This is a genomic window from Polaribacter sp. AHE13PA (assembly GCF_019278505.1).
Taxonomy (GTDB): Bacteria; Bacteroidota; Bacteroidia; order Flavobacteriales; family Flavobacteriaceae; genus Polaribacter.
The window spans coordinates 1,295,904-1,316,420 of the sequence record NZ_CP058985.1 but is presented as its reverse complement, the minus strand read 5'-3'; the positions used below and the strand labels follow the sequence as shown (position 1 = coordinate 1,316,420).

The 20,517-nt window shown below is 28.1% G+C and carries 20 protein-coding genes; 10 read left to right on the top strand and 10 right to left on the bottom strand.

Annotation, left to right across the window (positions count from 1 at the left end):
* Positions 1–28: 28 nt before the first annotated feature.
* The 3 genes from H0I28_RS05705 to H0I28_RS05695 are packed head-to-tail and all read right to left on the bottom strand — an operon-like array spanning position 29 to position 625.
* Positions 29–166, bottom strand: a complete 138-nt coding sequence (locus tag H0I28_RS05705) for a hypothetical protein (protein ID WP_218730590.1) — start codon at positions 164–166, stop codon at positions 29–31.
* 2 nt (positions 167–168) lie between these two features.
* On the bottom strand, positions 169–462 hold the full coding sequence (locus H0I28_RS05700; protein WP_218760906.1) for a hypothetical protein: 294 nt from the start codon (positions 460–462) through the stop codon (positions 169–171).
* A 7-nt stretch (positions 463–469) separates the two neighbouring features.
* Positions 470–625: a YqaE/Pmp3 family membrane protein gene (locus H0I28_RS05695; protein ID WP_218730588.1), complete on the bottom strand. Its 156-nt coding sequence runs from the start codon at positions 623–625 to the stop codon at positions 470–472.
* A gap of 365 nt (positions 626–990) precedes the next feature.
* On the opposite strand from H0I28_RS05695, the gene H0I28_RS05690 reads away from it, so the two are divergent.
* Positions 991–1,131 carry a hypothetical protein gene (locus H0I28_RS05690; RefSeq protein ID WP_218753376.1) on the top strand — a complete coding sequence of 47 codons (141 nt, stop codon included), beginning with the start codon at positions 991–993 and terminating at the stop codon, positions 1,129–1,131.
* Between the two features lie 152 nt (positions 1,132–1,283).
* Here H0I28_RS05690 and H0I28_RS05685 read toward each other — a convergent pair whose 3' ends face one another.
* Positions 1,284–2,795 carry a hypothetical protein gene (locus tag H0I28_RS05685; protein WP_218760905.1) on the bottom strand — a complete coding sequence of 504 codons (1,512 nt, stop codon included), beginning with the start codon at positions 2,793–2,795 and terminating at the stop codon, positions 1,284–1,286.
* 150 nt (positions 2,796–2,945) lie between these two features.
* Here H0I28_RS05685 and yiaA point away from each other — a divergent pair, with 150 nt between their 5' ends.
* The 5 genes from yiaA (at position 2,946) to H0I28_RS05660 (ending at position 8,103) form a co-directional block, all read left to right on the top strand.
* A complete protein-coding gene (gene yiaA, locus H0I28_RS05680) occupies positions 2,946–3,434 on the top strand; it encodes an inner membrane protein YiaA (RefSeq protein WP_218730585.1) in 489 nt (162 codons plus the stop codon).
* Positions 3,435–3,585: 151 nt separating this feature from the next.
* Complete coding sequence (locus H0I28_RS05675) at positions 3,586–4,506, top strand: EamA family transporter (RefSeq protein WP_218760904.1); 921 nt, start codon at positions 3,586–3,588, stop codon at positions 4,504–4,506.
* 207 nt (positions 4,507–4,713) lie between these two features.
* Positions 4,714–6,741 carry a VWA domain-containing protein gene (locus H0I28_RS05670; RefSeq protein WP_254712842.1) on the top strand — a complete coding sequence of 676 codons (2,028 nt, stop codon included), beginning with the start codon at positions 4,714–4,716 and terminating at the stop codon, positions 6,739–6,741.
* Between the two features lie 14 nt (positions 6,742–6,755).
* Positions 6,756–7,145, top strand: coding sequence for an acyl-CoA thioesterase (locus H0I28_RS05665; protein WP_218730583.1), 390 nt, complete (start codon positions 6,756–6,758; stop codon positions 7,143–7,145).
* A 127-nt stretch (positions 7,146–7,272) separates the two neighbouring features.
* Positions 7,273–8,103 carry a prohibitin family protein gene (locus tag H0I28_RS05660; RefSeq protein WP_218730582.1) on the top strand — a complete coding sequence of 277 codons (831 nt, stop codon included), beginning with the start codon at positions 7,273–7,275 and terminating at the stop codon, positions 8,101–8,103.
* A gap of 632 nt (positions 8,104–8,735) precedes the next feature.
* Here the strand turns inward: H0I28_RS05660 and H0I28_RS05655 are convergent.
* From H0I28_RS05655 to smpB, 4 genes are all read right to left on the bottom strand, one after another.
* The gene (locus tag H0I28_RS05655) at positions 8,736–9,539 is read right to left on the bottom strand and encodes a carboxypeptidase-like regulatory domain-containing protein (RefSeq protein WP_218730581.1); all 804 of its coding nucleotides are present in this window, start codon (positions 9,537–9,539) and stop codon (positions 8,736–8,738) included.
* Positions 9,540–10,058: 519 nt separating this feature from the next.
* Positions 10,059–10,637 carry a Maf family nucleotide pyrophosphatase gene (locus tag H0I28_RS05650; protein ID WP_218730580.1) on the bottom strand — a complete coding sequence of 193 codons (579 nt, stop codon included), beginning with the start codon at positions 10,635–10,637 and terminating at the stop codon, positions 10,059–10,061.
* Positions 10,638–10,678: 41 nt separating this feature from the next.
* A complete protein-coding gene (locus H0I28_RS05645; protein WP_218760903.1) occupies positions 10,679–11,608 on the bottom strand; it encodes a geranylgeranylglycerol-phosphate geranylgeranyltransferase in 930 nt (309 codons plus the stop codon).
* Between the two features lie 38 nt (positions 11,609–11,646).
* Positions 11,647–12,114 (bottom strand): SsrA-binding protein SmpB, encoded by a 468-nt coding sequence (smpB, locus tag H0I28_RS05640; RefSeq protein WP_165733248.1) that lies wholly within the window; start codon positions 12,112–12,114, stop codon positions 11,647–11,649.
* Between the two features lie 102 nt (positions 12,115–12,216).
* Here smpB and H0I28_RS05635 point away from each other — a divergent pair, with 102 nt between their 5' ends.
* Positions 12,217–12,963 carry a DUF6503 family protein gene (locus tag H0I28_RS05635; protein ID WP_218760902.1) on the top strand — a complete coding sequence of 249 codons (747 nt, stop codon included), beginning with the start codon at positions 12,217–12,219 and terminating at the stop codon, positions 12,961–12,963.
* A 131-nt stretch (positions 12,964–13,094) separates the two neighbouring features.
* Here the strand turns inward: H0I28_RS05635 and H0I28_RS05630 are convergent, their stop codons facing one another.
* Positions 13,095–13,592 carry a histidine phosphatase family protein gene (locus H0I28_RS05630; protein ID WP_218760901.1) on the bottom strand — a complete coding sequence of 166 codons (498 nt, stop codon included), beginning with the start codon at positions 13,590–13,592 and terminating at the stop codon, positions 13,095–13,097.
* A 153-nt stretch (positions 13,593–13,745) separates the two neighbouring features.
* A complete protein-coding gene (gene clpB / locus H0I28_RS05625; protein ID WP_218760900.1) occupies positions 13,746–16,355 on the bottom strand; it encodes an ATP-dependent chaperone ClpB in 2,610 nt (869 codons plus the stop codon).
* A gap of 164 nt (positions 16,356–16,519) precedes the next feature.
* Here clpB and ytxJ point away from each other — a divergent pair, with 164 nt between their 5' ends.
* The 3 genes from ytxJ (at position 16,520) to H0I28_RS05610 (ending at position 20,515) form a co-directional block, all read left to right on the top strand.
* Positions 16,520–16,921 (top strand): bacillithiol system redox-active protein YtxJ, encoded by a 402-nt coding sequence (ytxJ, locus tag H0I28_RS05620; RefSeq protein WP_218760899.1) that lies wholly within the window; start codon positions 16,520–16,522, stop codon positions 16,919–16,921.
* Between the two features lie 59 nt (positions 16,922–16,980).
* Complete coding sequence (locus H0I28_RS05615; protein ID WP_218760897.1) at positions 16,981–18,531, top strand: DEAD/DEAH box helicase; 1,551 nt, start codon at positions 16,981–16,983, stop codon at positions 18,529–18,531.
* Positions 18,532–19,123: 592 nt separating this feature from the next.
* Positions 19,124–20,515, top strand: coding sequence for an arginine decarboxylase (locus H0I28_RS05610; protein WP_218730573.1), 1,392 nt, complete (start codon positions 19,124–19,126; stop codon positions 20,513–20,515).
* Positions 20,516–20,517: the final 2 nt, after the last annotated feature.

Sequence of the window (20,517 nt, the reverse complement as noted above, 5' to 3'; positions counted from 1 at the left end):
GTTTTATTATTTCTAAGATTCGAAAAACTTATTTTATTTCTTTATCAGGAATGTAATTAATTCCTGTTCTGTTATTCGAGCTCGGATTATCCTTATCATCAAAATTTAAGGTTAAATTCTTTTTTTTATTTTTTTTACTTGGTGCTTTATCTTCTTTGTTCATCATAATTATTTAGGTTTATCAATTGTATCAATTTCTGAATTTTTATTTTCATCACTATCAATGCTGTATAATTGATTCTCTTCATCTTTTAATGTTTCATTCGTTTTGTTTTTTGGTAATTTTCTACCAGGAATATCTAACGCTTGTCCACTAAAATCAGGTTTATTTACTTTATTTTTTATAAGTTCGTCATCTGCATTATCGTTTCTTAGATTTCCTGCTTTATCTCCTAAAGCTTGTAAATCTTCGTTTGTGATATCTGAATTATAGGTGTTCTCCTCTGTTTTCTTTGTTTCCATAATTAAATTATTTATTATTTACATATAGTGCATGTACAACTCCTGGTAACCATCCTAAAATAGTTAATAAAATACTTAGTAAAAATTGCTTTCCAATTCCGTGTTTTAAAAAAACGGCTAAAGGTGGAAGTAATACACTTATTATTATTGTTAAAATAGACATAGTTCTTTCAATTTGGTTATGTTGCAATTTACAGACACAAAAAGGTTTGAATGATCGTTATAGCTGTTTTTATTAACTCATAAGCTAATTTTTACAGATTAGAAATAGAGATGTGGTTTTATATAATGTTGTAACCCATCATTATTAATTTAAATTGTAAAAAGTAGTTGCTTCATTAAATTGTGTTACGTCTAAACTGTTTAAAATTAATAGGTATGTACAGAAGACTTTTGCTCATATAAGGTTTATTTTAATTCATATAAAACTTTAACTTTTATTATTTAATCTTAACAATTTTTAACAGTATGTTTTTTGATAACAGTCTGTTTTTGTGTAATTTAGATTTGAACTTAAAATAAATGAAGATGAGCACAATTAAAGAAAGTAGAAAATTTAAAAGAACAAAGACACAAGACAACCCTATGAATATAGAAGGGGTTAAAGACAAAAAAAATAAACAATTCAGTATTGATAATGATACTATTATTGAAGAAAAAGAGAAATAATAAAATTATATAACTTTTCAAATAACAAGCCCTTAGAAAATTTTTTAAGGGCTTGTTATTTGAAAAAAAGTAAATATTAAATCTCATTCATTAAAATTACTTTTAATTACAGATTATTTTCTTTCAATTCTTTCTTAAAATCACTTAAAAAATCATATTTCTCTTTTTTGATTGTCAATCATATTTAAAGTGACTACATAGATATCTTGTTTGGTCATTTTTGCTTTTAACCACGCAAAGAAACTCATCATAAAAATATCTTCTTTTTTGCTGTCTAACCAGTTAAAAGAAGTCTGTACTTTTTCTTTAAAAGTTGCAGTTATAGCTATCTCTGGATTTTTATAATAGATTTCTACTAATTTTAAATAGGTAATTACTTTTTCTTGGTTTATTTCTGTAAGATTCGAAAAATAGTTTCTTTTAAAACTTTTTAACCTAGAATCTACCAAATCTATATTTCCTAAATCTATTTGTAATAAAATTTCAATTAAGTTTTTTTTGATGGTCCAAACAATGCCTGCTTTTTCAATATACCATTTGTCTGTATGGTAAAGTTTAGATACCATTTTTTGAGCTTTTTCTAAGGATTTATGTTGATAATAAAAAACAATTAAAGAAAGTGTGAAATCTAATTGAGCAACAATATCTGTGTTTTTTTTATCAATATAAGGCTCTAATAAAGAAATAGCTTCGACTTGTTTATTTGTGTAGTTCAAGTTTAGAGCTTGTAATAAATCATATTTCTGAATAAAATCATTATAATATTTTTTCCTTTCTGCATTCATATAAACGAGCATCAATTTTAAATAATTTTCGGATTCTTCAAACTTCTTGTTTCTAAAAAGTACGTTTGCAATTAAATACAAAACCTCTAAGTGATAATTGAGTTGTTTGTCTTTTGATGTATGATTTTGAATAACTTGATACGTTTCAATAATGAATTCTTCAATATTATAATAATCAAATTTTTGAGCAGAAGATATACTTGTTATCTGAATAATTTGATATAATGATTTAAAGGATAAAGAATCACTAATTGTAATGTTTTGTTCTTTTAAAACAACATCTATCAATTTTTTAATATCAATGTTAGATTTATTTTGACGATAATTAGCCAATGAAGTTCTAATTTTAGCGTACGCAATATTTAGATTGTCTTCTAAGACTAGTCGATTTTGGTTCTCTTTAAAATCGGCGATTAACTTATCTAGGTTTATGTCTGGGTTTAAATGTGCATATTGAATTTTAGTATGATATACTTCATTTAAAATTGCAAATAGTTGGTATTCGTTTGCTGTTACGATTGTTTTGTCTAAAATTTGATATCCAACTTTTAGTTGCCCCTTTTTTAGAAAATACCTAGCAGAAAGAATATTTTTTATCAAAAGAATATCGATAGAGTTTTCTTCTTTCATGCTAGTATTTGCGGTAAAATCTATAATAGATTGAAACAATCGTTTTCTTAATGCGTGTAAGGCTGCTTTGTTTTGCTTACCATACAATTTATTAGAAATTTCTTTAGAAGATAAATTGTCTTCTAGCAAAAGGTTTACTAGTTGACAGTTTTTAGTATCTTTTCTTTTGTTTTTTTTATCAAGGTATGAGAGGAAATCTTGTTGTTGTTCCTTGGTAAAAGTACTTAATACTTCTTTTAAATTTATCATTATATCGTCAGTTAATGTATTGTAAATATACTGAATTTATAAATTTTTATATATTTTAATAAAATTATATCGTCAGTAATAATTGAAAGTTGAGTTCTTAGAACTTTAAAAGAGTCGCAAATTTGTATCATAATTATTAAACTAAATATTATGAATTATCAAACAACATCTTCAATTAATGAAGAAACTAAAAAAGAAAGTAAAAAGAAAAATGGAAAGAATAATTTAAATTCAAAACCAACTTCTGCCTATGTAGGCGCTTCTTGGGGAGCATTAACCATTGGTTTGGTTTCTTACTGTATCGGTTTGTGGAATGCTACTATGGAATTGAATGAAAAAGGATTTTATTTTGTTATTCTTTTAATGGGTATTTACGCTGTAATTTCTCTTCAAAAAGCAGTAAGAGATAAAGCGGAAGAGATTAAAGTAAGTGAAATGTATTACGGAATAAGTTGGGTTGTGGTTCTTGCAGCAATATTATTGTTATTCATTGGACTTAGAAATGCAGATTTACTATTAAGTGAAAAAGGATTTTACGGAATGTCCTTCTTGTTAAGTCTATTTGGAGCCATTACTGTTCAGAAAAATACAAGAGATATCGATTTTATAAACAAGAAAATAGAAGAAGAAAAAAGTTAGTTTAGTAATGGTTTTAGATAACCAAAACCTCACAAGTATTTACTTGTGAGGTTTAAATTTTATAAGAAGTTAATTTTAATGCAAAATAGGTTAAGCAGTAATTTTATTTATAGACTATCTATATTTATCTTTGATTGATAAATTACTTGTTTTGAAAAAATCAAAAATATTAATAGTTTTAGCCTTTTTTACAATTTACATTGTGTGGGGTTCCACTTATTTATTTAATAAAATTGCGGTAACGGCGTTACCACCATTTTTTATGGCTTCGTTACGTTTTTCAGGAGCTGGAATTTTAATAATGATTATTTCTAAAATCTTGAAATTAGATCTTAGAATTACAAGAAAACAACTAATTAACTGCTGTATCTCTGGCTTTTTTTTCTTGGTCTATGGTAATGGTGTTTTTGTATGGGCACTTGTGTATTTAGATAGCGGTTTTGCTGCTTTGTTAGCGTCTACTCAGCCATTATTTGTATTAATATTATTAAGATTGATAGATCGAAAACCAATGCAAAAACAATCTATAATTGGTGTTTCTTTGGGGATCTTAGGAATGTATTTATTGGTGAGTCAACAATCTATAACTGCATCAGAAGGAAGTTTACTCGGTATTTTTATGATTTTAACTTGTGTGTTAAGTTGGAGTTATGGAGGCGTGTTCGTATCTAAAGCAGATTTGCCTAAAAACTTCTTTATCACTACAGGGTATCAGACATTGTTTGCTGGTTTGTTTCTAATTATAATGAGTTTTTCTTTTGGTGAAACCATGATTTCACCTTTAGACTGGTCTCAAGAAGTGCAGTATTCTATGGGGATGTTGGTTGTTTTTGGAAGCATTATTGCTTTTACAGCCTTTAATTATTTACTAAAGTTAGTTTCTCCTGAAAAAGTTGCTACTTCTGCTTATGTAAATCCTATTATAGCAATGCTTTTAGGATGGTACTTTTTAGATGAAGTACTTACAAGTCAATCTATTATTGCGTCTATGGTTTTATTAACAGGTGTCTATTTTATTACTTCTAGAAAAAGGATTGCAAAGGTAGATGCAGAAGAAGTTATAAAACCTTAGATAAGTGAAAAGCGAAAATTCGTTATCTTTTATAATTCAGGAAGTTATTTTGATGTTTAAATCCTTTTTTGAGTCTTTTTTATCTTAGTTTTATTGAGGTTTAAGTAATCATGAAAATATAGAATCTTTTAACCATAACTCAAGTATCACAATAATTAACATTCGTTTATAAATAGTTCTTTATATATTTCACATAAATAATAATCATTGCAAACAATTACAATTCTATATATCATTTTAGCCTTGTTACTGAGTCTTTCGGTAGCTTATTTTCAGTACTTTTTTAAAGAAAAAAATAAGGCTAAAATCAATGTTGTATTATTTGTTTTAAGAACACTGAGTCTTTTTTTATTGCTTTTGTTGCTGATAAACCCAACAATTAAAAAAACAGAACTTATAAATACAAAGCCTGTTTTAGCTGTGTTAGTAGATAATTCTAAATCCATTCCGTATTTTAAAGAAACGAAGCGTATTACAACCTTTTTATCAGAAATTAAAAACGATAATAACATTAAGGAGAAATTTGATATCAATAGCTTTAGTTTCGGAAGTAATGTAAAGCCTTTAGATTCTCTTTCTTTTACAGAAAATGAAACCAATGTGTCTAAAGCAATAACTGCTGTAAATGATTTGTATGAGGATAAAATTGCGCCGATAATCTTATTGTCAGATGGAAACCAAACGATTGGGAATGATTATGAATTTATCAATTCTAAGCAAAAAATATATCCCATTGTTTTTGGTGATACCATACAGTATCAAGATTTAAAAATAAGTCAGTTAAATGTTAATAAATACAGTTATATAAAGAATAAATTTCCGGTTGAAGTATTCTTGAATTATGAAGGAAAGGAAAATGTGTCTTCTCAGTTTTCGATCTATAAAGAAGGAAAAACTGTTTTTACTAAAAAAATACAGTTTTCAGAAACGAATAATGTTCAAACAATTTCGACAAATATAACTTCAAGTAAAGAAGGACTTCAATATTACACGGCATCAATTAATAAGATAGAGGGAGAGAAAAACACAAAGAATAATAGCAAAAGTTTCTCTGTAGAAGTAATCGATGAACAAACAAAAGTATTAATTCTAACTTCTGTGTTACATCCGGATTTAGGAGTTTTAAAAAAATCAATAGAAAGTAATAAACAACGTTCTGTAGATGTTTTTTTAATTGATAAATTTAAATTCAATATCAATGATTATCAGTTAGTTGTTTTAAATCAACCAAACAATAGCTTTAATAAAATTTTAAATGAGGTTAAATCGAGTAATAGTAACTATTTTTTAATTTCGGGAGCAAATACAGATTGGAATTTTATCAATAAACAACAATTAGGTTTTACTAAAAACGCTCTGAATCAAACAGAAAATTATGGGGCATCTTTTAGTAATTCTTTTTTAACTTTTTCTCAAAAAGATATTGGTTTTAATCAATTCCCGCCACTTAAAGATCAGTTTGGAGAAGTTGGTATCTCTAAAGAACATCAAACATTATTGTTTCAAAATATAAACGGATTAGAAACCCAGCAACCATTATTGGCCACTTTAGAAGAGAATAATCAGAAAATAGGTGTTCTGTTTGGCGAAGGTTTATGGAAATGGAGAGCTACTAGTTTTTTAAACTCAAATTCTTTTGAAGATTTTGATGTCTTTATTGGAAATTTAGTGCAATATTTAGCTTCCAATAAAAAGATAAATCGCTTAGAAGTTAATGCGGAAAGTTTGTATCCTGCCAATGCTAGCATTCAAATATCGGCATTTTATACAGATAAAAATTACCTGTTTGATTCAAGAGCTTTCTTAGAGATCACTGTTACGAATTCTGCAACAAAAGAAGTTGTAAAAAATCCTTTTTCATTAATAAATAACGCTTATCAAACAGAAATAGAAAATCTGAATGCGGGAGATTATGAGTATAAAGTTTCAGTAAAAGGGCAAAATATTCATAAATACGGTAAGTTTAAAATTACAGATTATCAAATAGAAGAACAGTTTACCAATGCAAATTCAGAAAAGTTGCAAAAATTGGCAAATAGAACAGGAGGTAAGTTGTATTTTAAAAATGAAATAGAGAAATTAAAGAAAGTTCTTCTAGAAGATAAATCGTCTTATACAACTCAAAAATCAATTATTAAAGAACAAAATTTAATAGACTGGAAATGGGTTTTATTTGTTGTTATAGGCTTGTTATCAATAGAGTGGTTTATTAGAAAATATTACGGAAAAATTTAAACTTAAAAATTAATATGAGATTTCACACAAGAAAGTGGGTTAAACCCGAAGATTTAAACCCAAATGGAACCTTATTTGGAGGTAGATTATTACAGTTTATTGATGAAGAGGTAGCTATTTATGCAATTATTCAACTAGAGCACACAAGAACAGTTACAAAATACATGTCTGAAATAGATTTTGTTAGTTCTGCAAAACAAGGTGATATTATTGAAATAGGAATTGATGTTTTAAAATTTGGAAATTCCTCTATAACTTTAACATGTAGTGTTAGAAATAAGTTAACAAGAAAAACCATTATTGTGGTAGATAAAATTGTTATGGTTTGTTTGGATGAAAATGGGCACCCTAAAAAGCATGGAAAAACAGAAATTGAATATGTAAAAAATCGATTAGAAGATTAGATTTAATGTTCATTTTTATATCTAAAATTATGTTAAGTATTAACGCTTTTTAGCTAATATATAGATTATATATATTGTGTTTCACAAAGTTAAATTGTAAATTTGTAATTAATCAAAATTTATAAGTATGGCGAATAATCAAGTAGATATAAAGTTTCCTAAGGGAGGTGTTTTTTTTATCATTTTAGCGGTAGTAGTAATCATTTTATTTTCTAAATCTACAGTGACTATTGGGCCTGGAGAAGGTGGTGTTGTTTTTGAGGCATTGGGAGATGGTATTAATACAGAAAAAACATACGGAGAAGGTTTTCAGATTGTAGCTCCTTGGAATCGTATGATTGTAAGAAAAGTGCGTCAGCAAGCTATTTCTACAGAAATGAATGTACTTTCTGTTAACGGATTAGAGGTAAAGGTAAATGGTACAATTTGGTATGAGCCAGAGTTTACTAATTTAGGGAAATTAATTAAAACAAAAGGTGAGGATTATGAGCGTGAATTGTTAGATCCTGCAATTAATGCAGCTGCAAGAAGTGTTGTTGGTCGTTATACTCCAGAGCAGTTATATTCTAGTAAAAGAGATGTAATTGAACAAGAAATTTTAGATGAAATTCAAATCGTTTTAAAAGGTCAATTTTTAGCAGTAAAAAGAGTTTTAGTAGAAGATGTTAAGTTACCAACTACCATTAGAACTGCCATTGAAACAAAGTTAAAGCAAGAGCAAGAATCTTTAGAATATGAATTTAGATTAGCTAAAGCGTTAAAAGAAGCAGAAAGACAAAAAATTGATGCGGAAGGTAAAGCGGTTGCAAATAAGATTTTAAGTGCTTCTTTAACTGATAAAATTTTACAAGAAAAAGGAATCGGTGCTACTTTAGAGTTGTCTAAATCACCTAATAGTAAAGTTATTGTTATTGGTTCTGGTAAAGATGGTTTACCTATTATTTTAGGAAATCAGTAAAAAGATAATTTCCGCTAACGCGGGATGTAAAAATTAATAAGAGAAATTATTCTCAATAAAAATCCAGCGATAGCTGGATTTTTTTTGTGCTTATTTTTAGAAACTTAAAGTTCTGTTAAAGTACATTTTAACTTGTAACGATACTTCCTTTTTTGTGTCTTATAAATGTAGGTAGTAGAATTGACCTTTTGTAAGTTTTAAAATTTAGATAAGTTAGTATGAGGTGATTTAGACTTAGAACTTGTTTAAGATTTACTTACTATCAAAAATACCTCAAAATAACATTATGGTTTTTGAGATTCAAGATTATATAAAAGAATTAAAATAGGATAAAGGAAGTTTAAAAGGTATTGATGAAGAGATAATAAAGTTTAGAGACAAATACAGTAACACTGTATTTTAGTTGGTTAATAGTTAGTTTTAATAGTTGATTAGAGTCGGAAGCAATATTGTTTTCGACTCTTTTCAGTTTTGGGTAATTTTTTAAGAATGAAATATTAGTTGTCAATAAGTTTGTAGAAATAAAATGGCAATAAAAGAAGATGGAAAAAGTTCTTATAAATAAAAACCTTGAGGGTGTAGCCTCAAGGTTGTAATAATATTGTTATTTCTATATTAGAATATGTATAGAATTAATTTTTTACGGGAATTTTATCACGTTCAATTTTACCGTTTTTAATGGCTTTGTAGTTTTCGTAACAATCCAATACAGCCTCTATCATTTGTAAATCAGACGCCTTTTTAATAAAGTATTCAGAGTAGTTACAGTCTGTAAGTAATTCTGTAAGTTCTTGTCTGTCCATTTGCAGATATTCCATCATTACTTCTCTGTCAAACTTACCAGCTAACATTTTACGTAAATCATCCTCTTTTTTAAGCTTCTGTAATTTTTTTAATTGTTTCGGTTTGCTTCCAAAAAGATTGTATAAGTAATCTACAGGTTGAAATAATGCCGCAATAGGAGATGAGAAGTCTTTTCCTTTAGGTTTACCAACCTCATAGGTTTGTGGTAGTCCGTTTATTTTAATTCTTGTAAATCGATCTTTTGGTACTTGTTTTACGTCAATTTCTAAAACACCTATTAATTGTGTGGATTTTATAACAACTTCTCTAATTTCTTCTGGTTTTTCATACAAAGCAATTAGTAGTTCGTTTCCTTTTAATAAATCGTTTGTAATTTTTAGTTTTATAGATTCGTATCCTAAATAAGAAACTAAGATTGTGTCGTTTGCTCTTGTTGGTATTTCAAAAAAACCTCTATCATCTGTAATGGTTCCTTGAACTGTATTTAGGTTTAATATATGAGAAGCGCTTAAAGCTTTTTTACTTTCGGCGTGAATAATTTGTCCTTTTAACGTTTTAACACGAATGGTATCGTTCTGTGAGAGTGTGCTTAAAGAAGCGAATAAGCACAAAATGTATAATAGTCTTTGCATATTGCAATAATATGAATAATTGCTTTTAGAAAGGTTAATTTTTTGTGAAACCCGATGATTTATTTGTAAAAATGGATTAAATATAAAAGCGAAGTGTTTTTTAGTAGAAAAACAGCTCTTTAACTTTATTTAGAGCTTATCTAAATTGTAGGTATCTAAAAGTTGAAGATGTTCACTATCTTAATTATGAGACGAAAAAAAAGCTCTTTTCATAGAAAAGAGCTTATAAGTTAAAAGGAACTATATTTATCTATAACGTCTTTTTAAATTCCAAAGCGTTGAATTTGTGTTGCTTAAATTTTTTGTTGGTTCACCAACTTTACTTTTTACTTTCTGATTACTTGTTTTCATAAATTGCTTAATTTGCGGGTGCAAAATTACGCAGTTTATAATGTTATAAAAACAACAGGTTTAATGAGTTTGTATAGTATGTTAACTTTAGGTTAAGAAATTGTTTGCTTTATGGTAACGTGTTGTTGTTGAGGGAAATAAATTTCTGTTTTACTGTTTTTGATTGCTTTATAGATTCATTAATTCGGCATACAATTTTTGAACCGGTAAACCCACCACATTAAAATAGCTTCCTTCTAAATTATCAATAGCTATAAAACCAATCCACTCTTGTATACCGTATGCTCCAGCTTTGTCATAAGGCTTGTAATTTTTGATGTAATAGTTTATTTCGTCATCAGATAGTTCTTTAAAAGAAACTACGGTAATGTCATTTATAATCTTTTGAAACTGTTTGCTCTTTATACTTATAGAAGTAATTACTTCATGTTTTTTACCAGATAACGCCCTTAACATGGCAAAAGCATCTGCTTCGTCTTTTGGTTTTCCTAAAGCTGTATTTTCTAACCAAACAATGGTGTCTGAAGTAATTAAGATATCTTTTTCTGATAAATTTGAAAAAGCTTTCGATTTTAAATCTGCTAAAAAATCTGTAATGTCTGTTCCTTTTAATTCAGGTGGATAAATTTCTTCAACTTCTTTTAATTGAATTGTAAAATCTATATCTAAATCTTTAAAGAATTGCTGTCTTCTTGGAGATTTAGAAGCTAATATTACGTTATACTCTTTTAATTTTTCTCTTAACATATATTTGTGTTGTTCATCCTGCGGAAGCAGGAATCTATTTTTTATTTCAGTTTGAATAATATCATAGATAAAATTCCGAAAAGCATTATTACTTTCATTAAATTACTTAGAAAACTAAATTCCTTTTTGCTTTCAGAAAACCATAATTTGTACATAAAATAAAGTAGTGGAAGTAGAATTAATAGAATTCCGTAAGTTAATAGTATATAGTCATTAATTAAAGATTGTAAAACGATTAAAAGAAACACTAGTAAAATGGCACTAAAGAAAAAAGCGACTTTAGAAGCTCTTTTTCTTCCAAACAAAATAGGTAATGTATTAGCTTTTATTTTTAAATCGCCATTAATGTCTTCTATATCTTTAATAATTTCTCTAATAAGATTGGTCAGTACAGAAAAAACAATATAAGTTATCATTATAAAAAGAAAACGAATACTTGTGGCCATGTTAATTATTAATTCTAACAAATTACTGTTATGTGCTTTTGGTTCGTTAAATATTACGGTTATAAAGACCACCAAACCTAAGAGAACTGAAACTAGTAAATTACCAATAAAAAGAGTTTTTTTTAAGTATTTAGAATATAAAAAGAGAGCTAAAATAGTTCCTAAAAAAAAGAAACTATACAGATTGTTTTCGGTAGTAAAGGATAAATATATACCAGAGAGTAAACCTAGAATGCTGGTAAAATAGTAAAGAATCCAAGCCTTTTTTTTAGAAATAGATTTTTCTATAATTACTTTTAATGGTTTGTTTATTTTATCAGTTTCTACATCAAAAATATCATTTATAATATATCCGCCAGCGGTGATACATAAAATGCTGAAAACAAATAATATAAATAGATAATGAGTTAAGGTAATTCCTAAATAAGTAGTGTGTATTAAGGTGTAATTTTTAAAACTAAGATTGCTAAAAAAGATAGAATCTATTAGCGCGTATTTGGTTAAAACCATTGTTAATAAAACCATCAATAGGTTTTTGTAACGAATAAGTCTTAAAAAATCCATTAACCGTTAAAACTCTTTTTAATACGTGCCAAATCACGTTTGTTATCTCTGTCTTTAATAACTTCTCGTTTGTCGTGCGTTTGTTTTCCTTTTGCCAATGCAATTTCTAATTTGGCAAAACCTTTATCATTAATAAACAAACGTAAAGGAACAATGGTATTTCCTTTTGCTTCAACGTCTTTTCTTAAAGATCGTAATTCACGTTTGTGCATTAATAATCTACGTTCACTTTTTGGTTTGTGGTTAAAGTGATGCCCAAACATGTATTCTTGAATATACATATTAACAATAAACAATTCTCCGCCATCATTAAATTCACAAAAACTCTCTGTAATTCTAGCCTGACTTAAACGAATAGATTTTATTTCCGTTCCGGTTAACTGAATTCCAGCAACGTATTTGTCTAGAATTTCAAATTCGAAACGTGCTTTTTTGTTCTTTATGTTTATCTTTTTCTGAACAGCCATAGACTGATTTTAATTTTAATAATTTTAACAAAGATACATTTTTACTTTGGTCAAAGAAATGTAATTTTGAAATCTATTATCCATCTTATAAAACAGCAAACCATGAAATATTTACCAATTCTTTTTTTAGCTTTTTTAATTTCTTGTAAACCTTCTGAAAACAAGTTGACTGCACAACAAATTATAGATAAGGCTATTATTTCATCAGGGTCAGATAAAGTAGCTAATTCCGAAATTAATTTTGAATTTAGAGACAAAAAATATATTGCAAATAGAAAACCTAATGGAAGTTTTAAGCTTACAAGAAAGCAGAAAGATGACAAAGTAGGGTTTATTTCTGATGTTTTAAGTAATGATAAATTTGAAAGAATAGTAAATGGCATTCCATATCAAGTAAACGATTCGATAGCTAACATTTTAGCGAATTCAGTAAATTCTGTACACTATTTTTCTGTGTTACCCTTCGGATTAAATGACAAAGCAGTTATAAAAAAGTTATTACCATCAACTTCGATAAAAGACGAAGAGTATTATAAAGTACAAGTTACTTTCTCTGAAGATGGAGGAGGAGAAGATTTTGATGATGTTTTTATTTATTGGATTGGAAAACAAGATTTTTTAGTTGATTATTTAGCATATTCTTATCATACAAATGGTGGAGGAAAACGTTTTAGAGCTATAAACAAAGAAGTCTTAAAAAACGGAATTCGTTTTGTGAATTATGATAATTATAAGCCTTTAAATGATGGGATTTCTTTAATTGATATAGATAAGGCGTTTGAAAAAAATGAACTTAAAAAATTATCAGAAATAAATTTAGAAAATATAGAAGTACAGATTTTAGAGTAAGGGAAGTAGTGTTTTATGAAGCTATTTCCTACTTGGAGTTTATCTTGAATGAAGCTGAAAGAACTCGCTATTTTAAATATGAAATACAAACTAATCGTTTTTTTTAGATAAGTTTATGTATAAAAAATAAGTTATTCAACTTTTTCTACAACACTTGTTTTTTTATCACCAGAAATAGTAACAATATATAAGTTAGCGTTATTGTTATCGTCTATATCTTCATACTTTTTTTCTCCTAAAATCTTATTTACAAAAGCAGGAGTGGTGTTGCTATGTCCAACTATTAAAACGGTTTTGCCTTTTGTTTCTTGCTGAAAAATGGAATCGTACATTTTACTCGGGTTGTATTTTAAAATTTCTAATTTTTTATCTTCAGCGGTTGGTGTAGCAGTTTCTATAGTTCTGTTGTAGTTTGTTGAGTAAATAGCATCAAACGGAACGTTTTTAAAATGATTTGCCCATTTTTCTGCCCTTTCTATTCCGTTTTTATTTAAATTAGGATTTCTATTAGATTTATTTGTTCTGTCTTTTTCTGCATGACGAATTAAATAATACGTGGTTGTTTCATCGGAAGAACAAGCAGTTATAAAAGTAAAAGCGAAAACAAAAAGCAGTAAAAATTTCTTCATTATATTTGGTTTAGAGAACAAATGTAATCAAAAAGAAAAAGCGATGTTTTTTCAAACACCGCTTTTTCCAAACGAACTAAAACTCTTTATTGTTAACTAAAACTTGTTTTAGATTCTTGCTTTTAATGCTGAAGTAAATTCAGGATGACAAAATTATACATTTTCTACAAAATCAGACTGATTTCTAAAAACCAATTTATCATCAAAAGCATCAATTAAGATAATACTATCTGTTGTGATTTTTCCGGATAAAATTTCTTTAGAAAGCAGGTTTAAAACTTCCTTCTGAATCACTCTTTTTACAGGACGGGCACCAAATTCTGGCTGATATCCTTTTTCAGCCAAATACGTAATTGCTTCATCGGTTGCATCTAAAGTAATTTCTTGTTTACCAATCATTTTCTTTAAATGATCTATTTGTAATTTTACAATTTCAAATATATTTTCCTTGTTTAAAGGTGTAAACATAATTACATCATCAATTCTATTTAAAAATTCTGGTCTTACAGATTGTTTTAACAAGGCTAAAACTTCTATTTTTGCCAACTCAGTTACAGCTTCTAAATCTGCTTTTGGGTCGCTAAATTTATCCTGAATAATATGGCTACCAATGTTAGAGGTCATAATGATAATGGTGTTTTTAAAGTCAGCTACACGTCCTTTATTATCCGTTAACCTTCCTTCATCTAACACTTGTAATAAAATATTAAAAGTATCTGGATGCGCTTTTTCAATTTCATCTAAAAGTACTACAGAATAAGGTCTTCTTCTAACAGCTTCTGTTAATTGTCCGCCTTCATCATACCCAACATATCCCGGAGGCGCACCAACCAATCTACTTACAGCATGTTTTTCTTGATATTCACTCATATCAATACGTGTCATTGCGTTTTCATCATCAAAAAGATATTCTGCAAGGGCTTTTGCTAATTCGGTTTTACCAACTCCCGTAGTTCCTAAAAACAAGAAACTACCAATAGGTTTGTTTGGGTTTTGTAAGCCTGCTTTAGATCTTCTAACGGCATCAGAAATGGCAACAATTGCTTCTTCTTGGCCTACGACTCTTTTATGTAATTGACCTTCTAGTCTAAGCAATTTTTCACGCTCAGATTGAATCATTTTTGTCACCGGAACACCTGTCCATTTAGCAACTACTTCAGCAATATCATCATAAGTTACTTCTTCTTTTATCAAAGATTTTTCAGATTGATTCTCTGCTAAAACTTTTTGGAAACCTTCTAAATCTTCTTGGGCTTTTTTAATTTTCCCATATCTAATTTCGGCAACTTTACCATAATCTCCATCACGTTCTGCTTTTTCCGCTTCCATCTTTAAATCTTCTATGGTAGCTTTTGCATTTTGGATATTATCAACTACATCTTTTTCCGATTTCCATTTTGCGTTCATCTCATTTCGTTCTTCTTTTAGATTCGCTAAATCAGAACGTAAAGATTTTAACTTGTTCTCATCTTTTTCACGTTTTATGGCTTCAATTTCAATTTCTAATTGCATCACCTTTCTGTCTAAAACATCTAGTTCTTCTGGTTTAGAATTAATTTCCATACGCAGTTTAGCCATTGCTTCATCCATTAAATCAATCGCTTTATCTGGTAAAAAACGATTGGTAATATAACGCTGAGATAATTCTACCGCACCAATAATGGCTTCATCTTTAATACGAACTTTGTGGTGTGTTTCATATTTATCTTTAATTCCTCTTAAAATAGAAATGGCACTTTCTGTATCAGGTTCATTAACTTGCACTTTCTGAAAACGTCTTTCTAAAGCTTTGTCTTTTTCAAAATATTTCTGATATTCATCCAACGTAGTTGCACCAATTGCACGCAATTCTCCACGAGCTAAAGCGGGTTTTAGAATATTTGCAGCATCCATAGCTCCATTTCCACCACCAGCACCAACTAAAGTGTGAATTTCATCAATAAATAGTACAATATCTCCATCGGCGCTTGTTACCTCTTTAATTACAGCTTTTAAACGCTCTTCAAATTCTCCTTTATATTTTGCACCTGCAATTAATGCACCCATATCCAAAGAAAAAATTAGTTTTCCTTTTAGGTTTTCTGGTACATCACCATCAACAATTCTGTGCGCTAAACCTTCGGCAATAGCTGTTTTTCCTGTTCCTGGTTCTCCAACTAAAATTGGATTATTTTTTGTTCTACGAGATAAAATCTGTAATAATCTACGGATTTCTTCATCTCTACCAATTACAGGATCTAATTTGCCGTCTTGCGCTAATTGATTTAAGTTTTTAGCAAATTTATTTAAAGAATTATAGGTTTCTTCTTGACTTTGAGAAGTTACTCTTTCTCCTTTTCTTAACTCATCAATAGCTGCTTGTAAATGCTTTTCTGTGACCCCTTGGTCTTTTAAAACTTGTGCAATATTACTTTTAGATTTAAAAATAGCTAGAATTAAATGTTCGATAGAAACATAATCATCTTTCATCTTTTTTGCAATAACAGCTGCTTCTGTTAAGGTTTTACTAGCTTCTCTAGAAATCATTAATTCTGCACCAGAAACTTTAGGTAAACTCTCTAATTGTTTGTTTAAAATTTGGTTTACAATATTTATATTGATGTTCAGTTTTTTCAAAAGAAAAGGTAAAACATTTTCATCTACTTCTGTTAAAGCTTTAAAAATATGTTCATTTTCTATTTGATTATGACCAAAACCTTGCGCAATCTGTTGCGCCATTTGTATGGTCTCTTGCGATTTTGTTGTATAATTGTTAAAGTTCATTTTCTAAATTTTTATTTTTTTTGATAACAATAGAGCAATTTTAATACCATCCGTTCATTAGGTTTAAAATGAGTCATTTTGTCTTGTGAGTGATTGTTTTTGCTGACTTTTTGACAAATGAAAGTTTCGTATATTTACATCGACAAACCAATAAAAAACATACAATGAGTATATTTAATAAGATTTTTGGAGCAAAAGAAGATGCTACATCAAAAGTACAAAAAGTGTCATACTTAAACTGGATTCCTTTAACTTCTATAGAGCAATTAGAAGAAATTAAAGAAATTTCTAAAACAGAAGCTGTTTTAATTTTTAAACATTCTACTAGATGTGGAATTAGCAGTATGGTAATTAAGCAATTTGAAAAGCTTTTTACAGAAGAACATCAAAATTTAAAAGTTTATTATTTAGATTTATTAAATTATAGAGATATTTCTGATGAAGTTGGGTTTACTTTTCAAGTAATGCATCAATCACCGCAATTAATTGCAGTTAAAAATGGAGTTTCTATAGAGAATGCGTCTCATTATGAGATCACAAATACAAATTTATCGAGATTTATATAGGATAAACTTGCATAAACCCTTATTTAAGTCTTATTTTTGTAGCCTAAATTTATATTCCTTTGGCAGAGATAGACACTTCAGTAAAGAAAGTAGGTAAAGAATTATACGGTTATCAACAAGATGCACTTCAAGAGATTTTTAGGAGGTTTAAAGATGCACCTAAAGATTACCATTTATTGTATCAATTACCTACAGGTGGTGGTAAAACTGTTATTTTTTCTGAAATAGTTAGACGTTATTTAGAAACTTTTAAAAAGAAAGTTTTGGTTTTAACACACAGAATTGAGCTGAGTAAGCAAACTTCTAAAATGTTAAAAGAATTTGGAGTTTCTAATAAAATTATCAATTCTACAGCTGTTTTAGATGATCAAGACGATTTTAATTGTTTTGTGGCAATGGTTGAGACCTTAAAAAATAGGTTAAATGATGATAAATTAGATATTTCTGATATCGGTTTGGTAATTGTAGATGAGGCACATTACAATTCTTTTACAAAAATCTTTAAGTTTTTCGATGAGTCTTTTATACTTGGTGTAACAGCAACTCCTTTGAGTTCTAACATTAAATTACCAATGTATGAGAATTATCAAGAGTTATTTGTTGGAGAAACGATTCAGCATTTAATAGATCATGAATATTTAGCAAGTGCAAATTTATATTCTTATAATGTTGGTTTAACTTCTTTGGAAGTAGGAGCAAATGGAGATTATACAGTAAAATCTTCTGAAGATTTATATACGAATTCAGACATGCTTTCTAAATTAGTTTCTGCATATGAAGAAACTGCAAAAGGAAAGAAAACCTTAATATTTAATAATGGTATTAACACATCTATACAAGTGTTTCATGCATTTAAAAAGGCGGGGTATCCAATTGCTCATTTAGACAATACAAATACAAGAGCAGAACGTGAACTCATTTTAAAGTGGTTTAAGAAAACTCCAGGAGCAATTATTACTTCTGTAAGTATTTTAACAACTGGTTTTGATGAGCCAACCATTGAAGCAATTATATTAAATAGAGCAACAAAATCATTGACTTTATACTACCAAATGATTGGTCGTGGTTCTAGGGTTTTAAATAACAAAAGCACTTTTGATGTTATCGATTTAGGTAACAACTTTCATAGATTTGGTCCTTGGGGAGCAGATTTAGATTGGGAAAAAATGTTTAGAGCGCCAGACTATTATTTAAATGCAATTCTTTCTGATGAAGATATAGAAAGTACCTTTAGATATGAGTTAACTGCAGATGTTAAAAAAGAATTTGAAAAATCTACAGATACTTATTTCGATATGAAAAAAGTATATATAGATACTATTAGACAAGGAGAATCTTCTAAAAGGGTTTTAGAAAAATCTATTGTACATCATGCAAAAATGTGTATTGAAAATAGTGAAGATGTTTTTGACGCATTAATCTTAGCAAAATTATTAGGAGAAGAAATTGATGATAGAATTAATAGATATGCAAAATGTATTTCTAAAAGTACTCACAATTTTGTAACGTGGTTAAAAGACGATTATAGAAAGAAATTAAATGCTTATTTAAGAACTAATTTCGATGAAGATTTTGAGGAAATTCATGGTCATCCACCAATTGAAGAATAAAAAAAATAAAATTGATCTTTTGAAGTTGTTTCAAGAAGTCAAATGAATTAATCATAAATTCTGAAGAAATTCAGATTGACAAAAAACTCTGAATTTTCAGAGTTTTTTTTGTTTTAATATCTTTCCTTTAATCTGCTAAATAAAAGTTTCTTTTAGAAACTTTTATATCCTTATTTTGGTTATATCTCTTAGCTTCTTATCAAGAAGTGTTTGTAACTCCTTTAATCACTATTATTTACAAGTAAAATTAATAACCAAAAAAAATGTCATTTTTTTTTTGATTTTGTTATTTGTATTCAAAAAAAATATACATTTGCTTAACTTATTTAAGTAAAATGTTTAGTTTTTCTTATTTCGGAAATATCTTTCTATCGGAGAATGAAAGTTATATCGCATTTTGGAAATGCAACGAAAAAATTAAGGTATCTCCATTTTCAATTCTTCAAGAATTGCAGCTTTTTTCAAAGTTGCACGTTGTTTACTTGCAAATATTACAGTGATAACATCCTTTTTTCAGGCTTATAATTTCTATTCTAAAACATTCGTTTGTTTTTGTTTAGACGGATTTATCATATATAATTAAAAAAGTAAAGTGAATACAAAATACATAGATTTAGTCGAGCAAACGTTCGATTTCCCACAAGAAGAATTCAAAACAGAAAATAATAAATTGTTTTGGCACGGAATTAATTTAATGGAATTAATAGAACAATATGGTTCACCATTAAAATTTACGTATTTGCCAAAAATTTCAGAAAACATCAACAAAGCAAAAGGATGGTTTCAAAATAGTATTGAAAAACATAACTATAAAGGAAAGTATTTTTATAGCTATTGTACTAAAAGCTCTCATTTTAAACATGTTTTACATGAAGCTTTAAAAAATGATATTCATATAGAAACATCGTCTGCTTTTGATATAGATATTGTAAATAATCTTAAAAAAGAAGGAAAGATAAAAGACAATACGTACATTATTTGTAACGGATTTAAACGTGACCAATACATTAAAAATATTGGAGGTTTAATTAATTCTGGTCATACAAATGTGATTCCTATTATTGATAATTACGAAGAAATCAACCTATTATTAGATGAAACTGATAAACAGATAAATGTTGGTATAAGAATAGCATCAGAAGAAGAACCTAAATTTGAGTTTTATACTTCTAGATTAGGTATTGGATACAAAAATATTGTTGCTTTTTATGAGCGAGAAATCGCTACTAATACACAAGTAGATTTAAAGATGTTACATTTTTTTATCAATACGGGTATTAAAGACAATGCATATTATTGGAACGAATTGATGAAATGTTTAAACGTTTACATCAACCTAAAGAAAATATGTCCTACGTTAGATTGTTTGAATATTGGTGGTGGTTTTCCTATTAAAAATTCATTGGCATTTGATTATGATTACGAGTATATGATTGATGAAATTATCAATCAAATAAATGAAGTTTGTAAAGATGCAGGTGTAGAAGTACCAAATATTTTTACAGAGTTTGGAAGTTTTACCGTTGGAGAATCTGGAGCAGCTATTTACGAGATTTTATATCAAAAGAAACAAAATGATAGAGAGCGTTGGAATATGATAAACTCTTCATTTATAACAACTTTACCAGATGCTTGGGCTATAAATAAACGTTTTATTATGTTACCAGTTAATAAATGGAACAGACAATATGAACGAGTTTTATTAGGTGGTTTAACCTGTGATAGTGATGACTATTATAATTCTGAACAACATATAAACGGAATTTATTTACCTGTTTATGAGAAAGATAATCCGTTGTATATTGGTTTTTTTAACACTGGAGCATATCAAGAATCTATTGGAGGTTTCGGAGGTTTACAACACTGCTTAATTCCGCATCCAAAACATTTAATTTTAGATAGAGATGAAGACGGAAATTTAACTTCAAGAGTCTTTAAAGAACAACAAAAAAGTAGCGAATTATTATCAATTTTAGGATATTAAAA

Excerpts from the sequence above, each read along its gene's own strand:
- H0I28_RS05685 (WP_218760905.1), bottom strand. The coding sequence starts at position 2,795 with ATGATAAATTTAAAAGAAGTATTAAGTACTTTTACCAAGGAACAACAA.
- yiaA (WP_218730585.1), top strand. The coding sequence starts at position 2,946 with ATGAATTATCAAACAACATCTTCAATTAATGAAGAAACTAAAAAAGAA.
- H0I28_RS05665 (WP_218730583.1), top strand. The coding sequence starts at position 6,756 with ATGAGATTTCACACAAGAAAGTGGGTTAAACCCGAAGATTTAAACCCA.
- H0I28_RS05695 (WP_218730588.1), bottom strand. The coding sequence starts at position 625 with ATGTCTATTTTAACAATAATAATAAGTGTATTACTTCCACCTTTAGCC.
- smpB (WP_165733248.1), bottom strand. The coding sequence starts at position 12,114 with ATGGCTGTTCAGAAAAAGATAAACATAAAGAACAAAAAAGCACGTTTC.
- H0I28_RS05635 (WP_218760902.1), top strand. The coding sequence starts at position 12,217 with ATGAAATATTTACCAATTCTTTTTTTAGCTTTTTTAATTTCTTGTAAA.
- H0I28_RS05660 (WP_218730582.1), top strand. The coding sequence starts at position 7,273 with ATGGCGAATAATCAAGTAGATATAAAGTTTCCTAAGGGAGGTGTTTTT.
- ytxJ (WP_218760899.1), top strand. The coding sequence starts at position 16,520 with ATGAGTATATTTAATAAGATTTTTGGAGCAAAAGAAGATGCTACATCA.
- H0I28_RS05630 (WP_218760901.1), bottom strand. The coding sequence starts at position 13,592 with ATGAAGAAATTTTTACTGCTTTTTGTTTTCGCTTTTACTTTTATAACT.
- H0I28_RS05645 (WP_218760903.1), bottom strand. The coding sequence starts at position 11,608 with ATGGTTTTATTAACAATGGTTTTAACCAAATACGCGCTAATAGATTCT.
- H0I28_RS05655 (WP_218730581.1), bottom strand. The coding sequence starts at position 9,539 with ATGCAAAGACTATTATACATTTTGTGCTTATTCGCTTCTTTAAGCACA.
- H0I28_RS05650 (WP_218730580.1), bottom strand. The coding sequence starts at position 10,637 with ATGTTAAGAGAAAAATTAAAAGAGTATAACGTAATATTAGCTTCTAAA.
- H0I28_RS05705 (WP_218730590.1), bottom strand. The coding sequence starts at position 166 with ATGATGAACAAAGAAGATAAAGCACCAAGTAAAAAAAATAAAAAAAAG.
- H0I28_RS05690 (WP_218753376.1), top strand. The coding sequence starts at position 991 with ATGAGCACAATTAAAGAAAGTAGAAAATTTAAAAGAACAAAGACACAA.
- H0I28_RS05700 (WP_218760906.1), bottom strand. The coding sequence starts at position 462 with ATGGAAACAAAGAAAACAGAGGAGAACACCTATAATTCAGATATCACA.
- clpB (WP_218760900.1), bottom strand. The coding sequence starts at position 16,355 with ATGAACTTTAACAATTATACAACAAAATCGCAAGAGACCATACAAATG.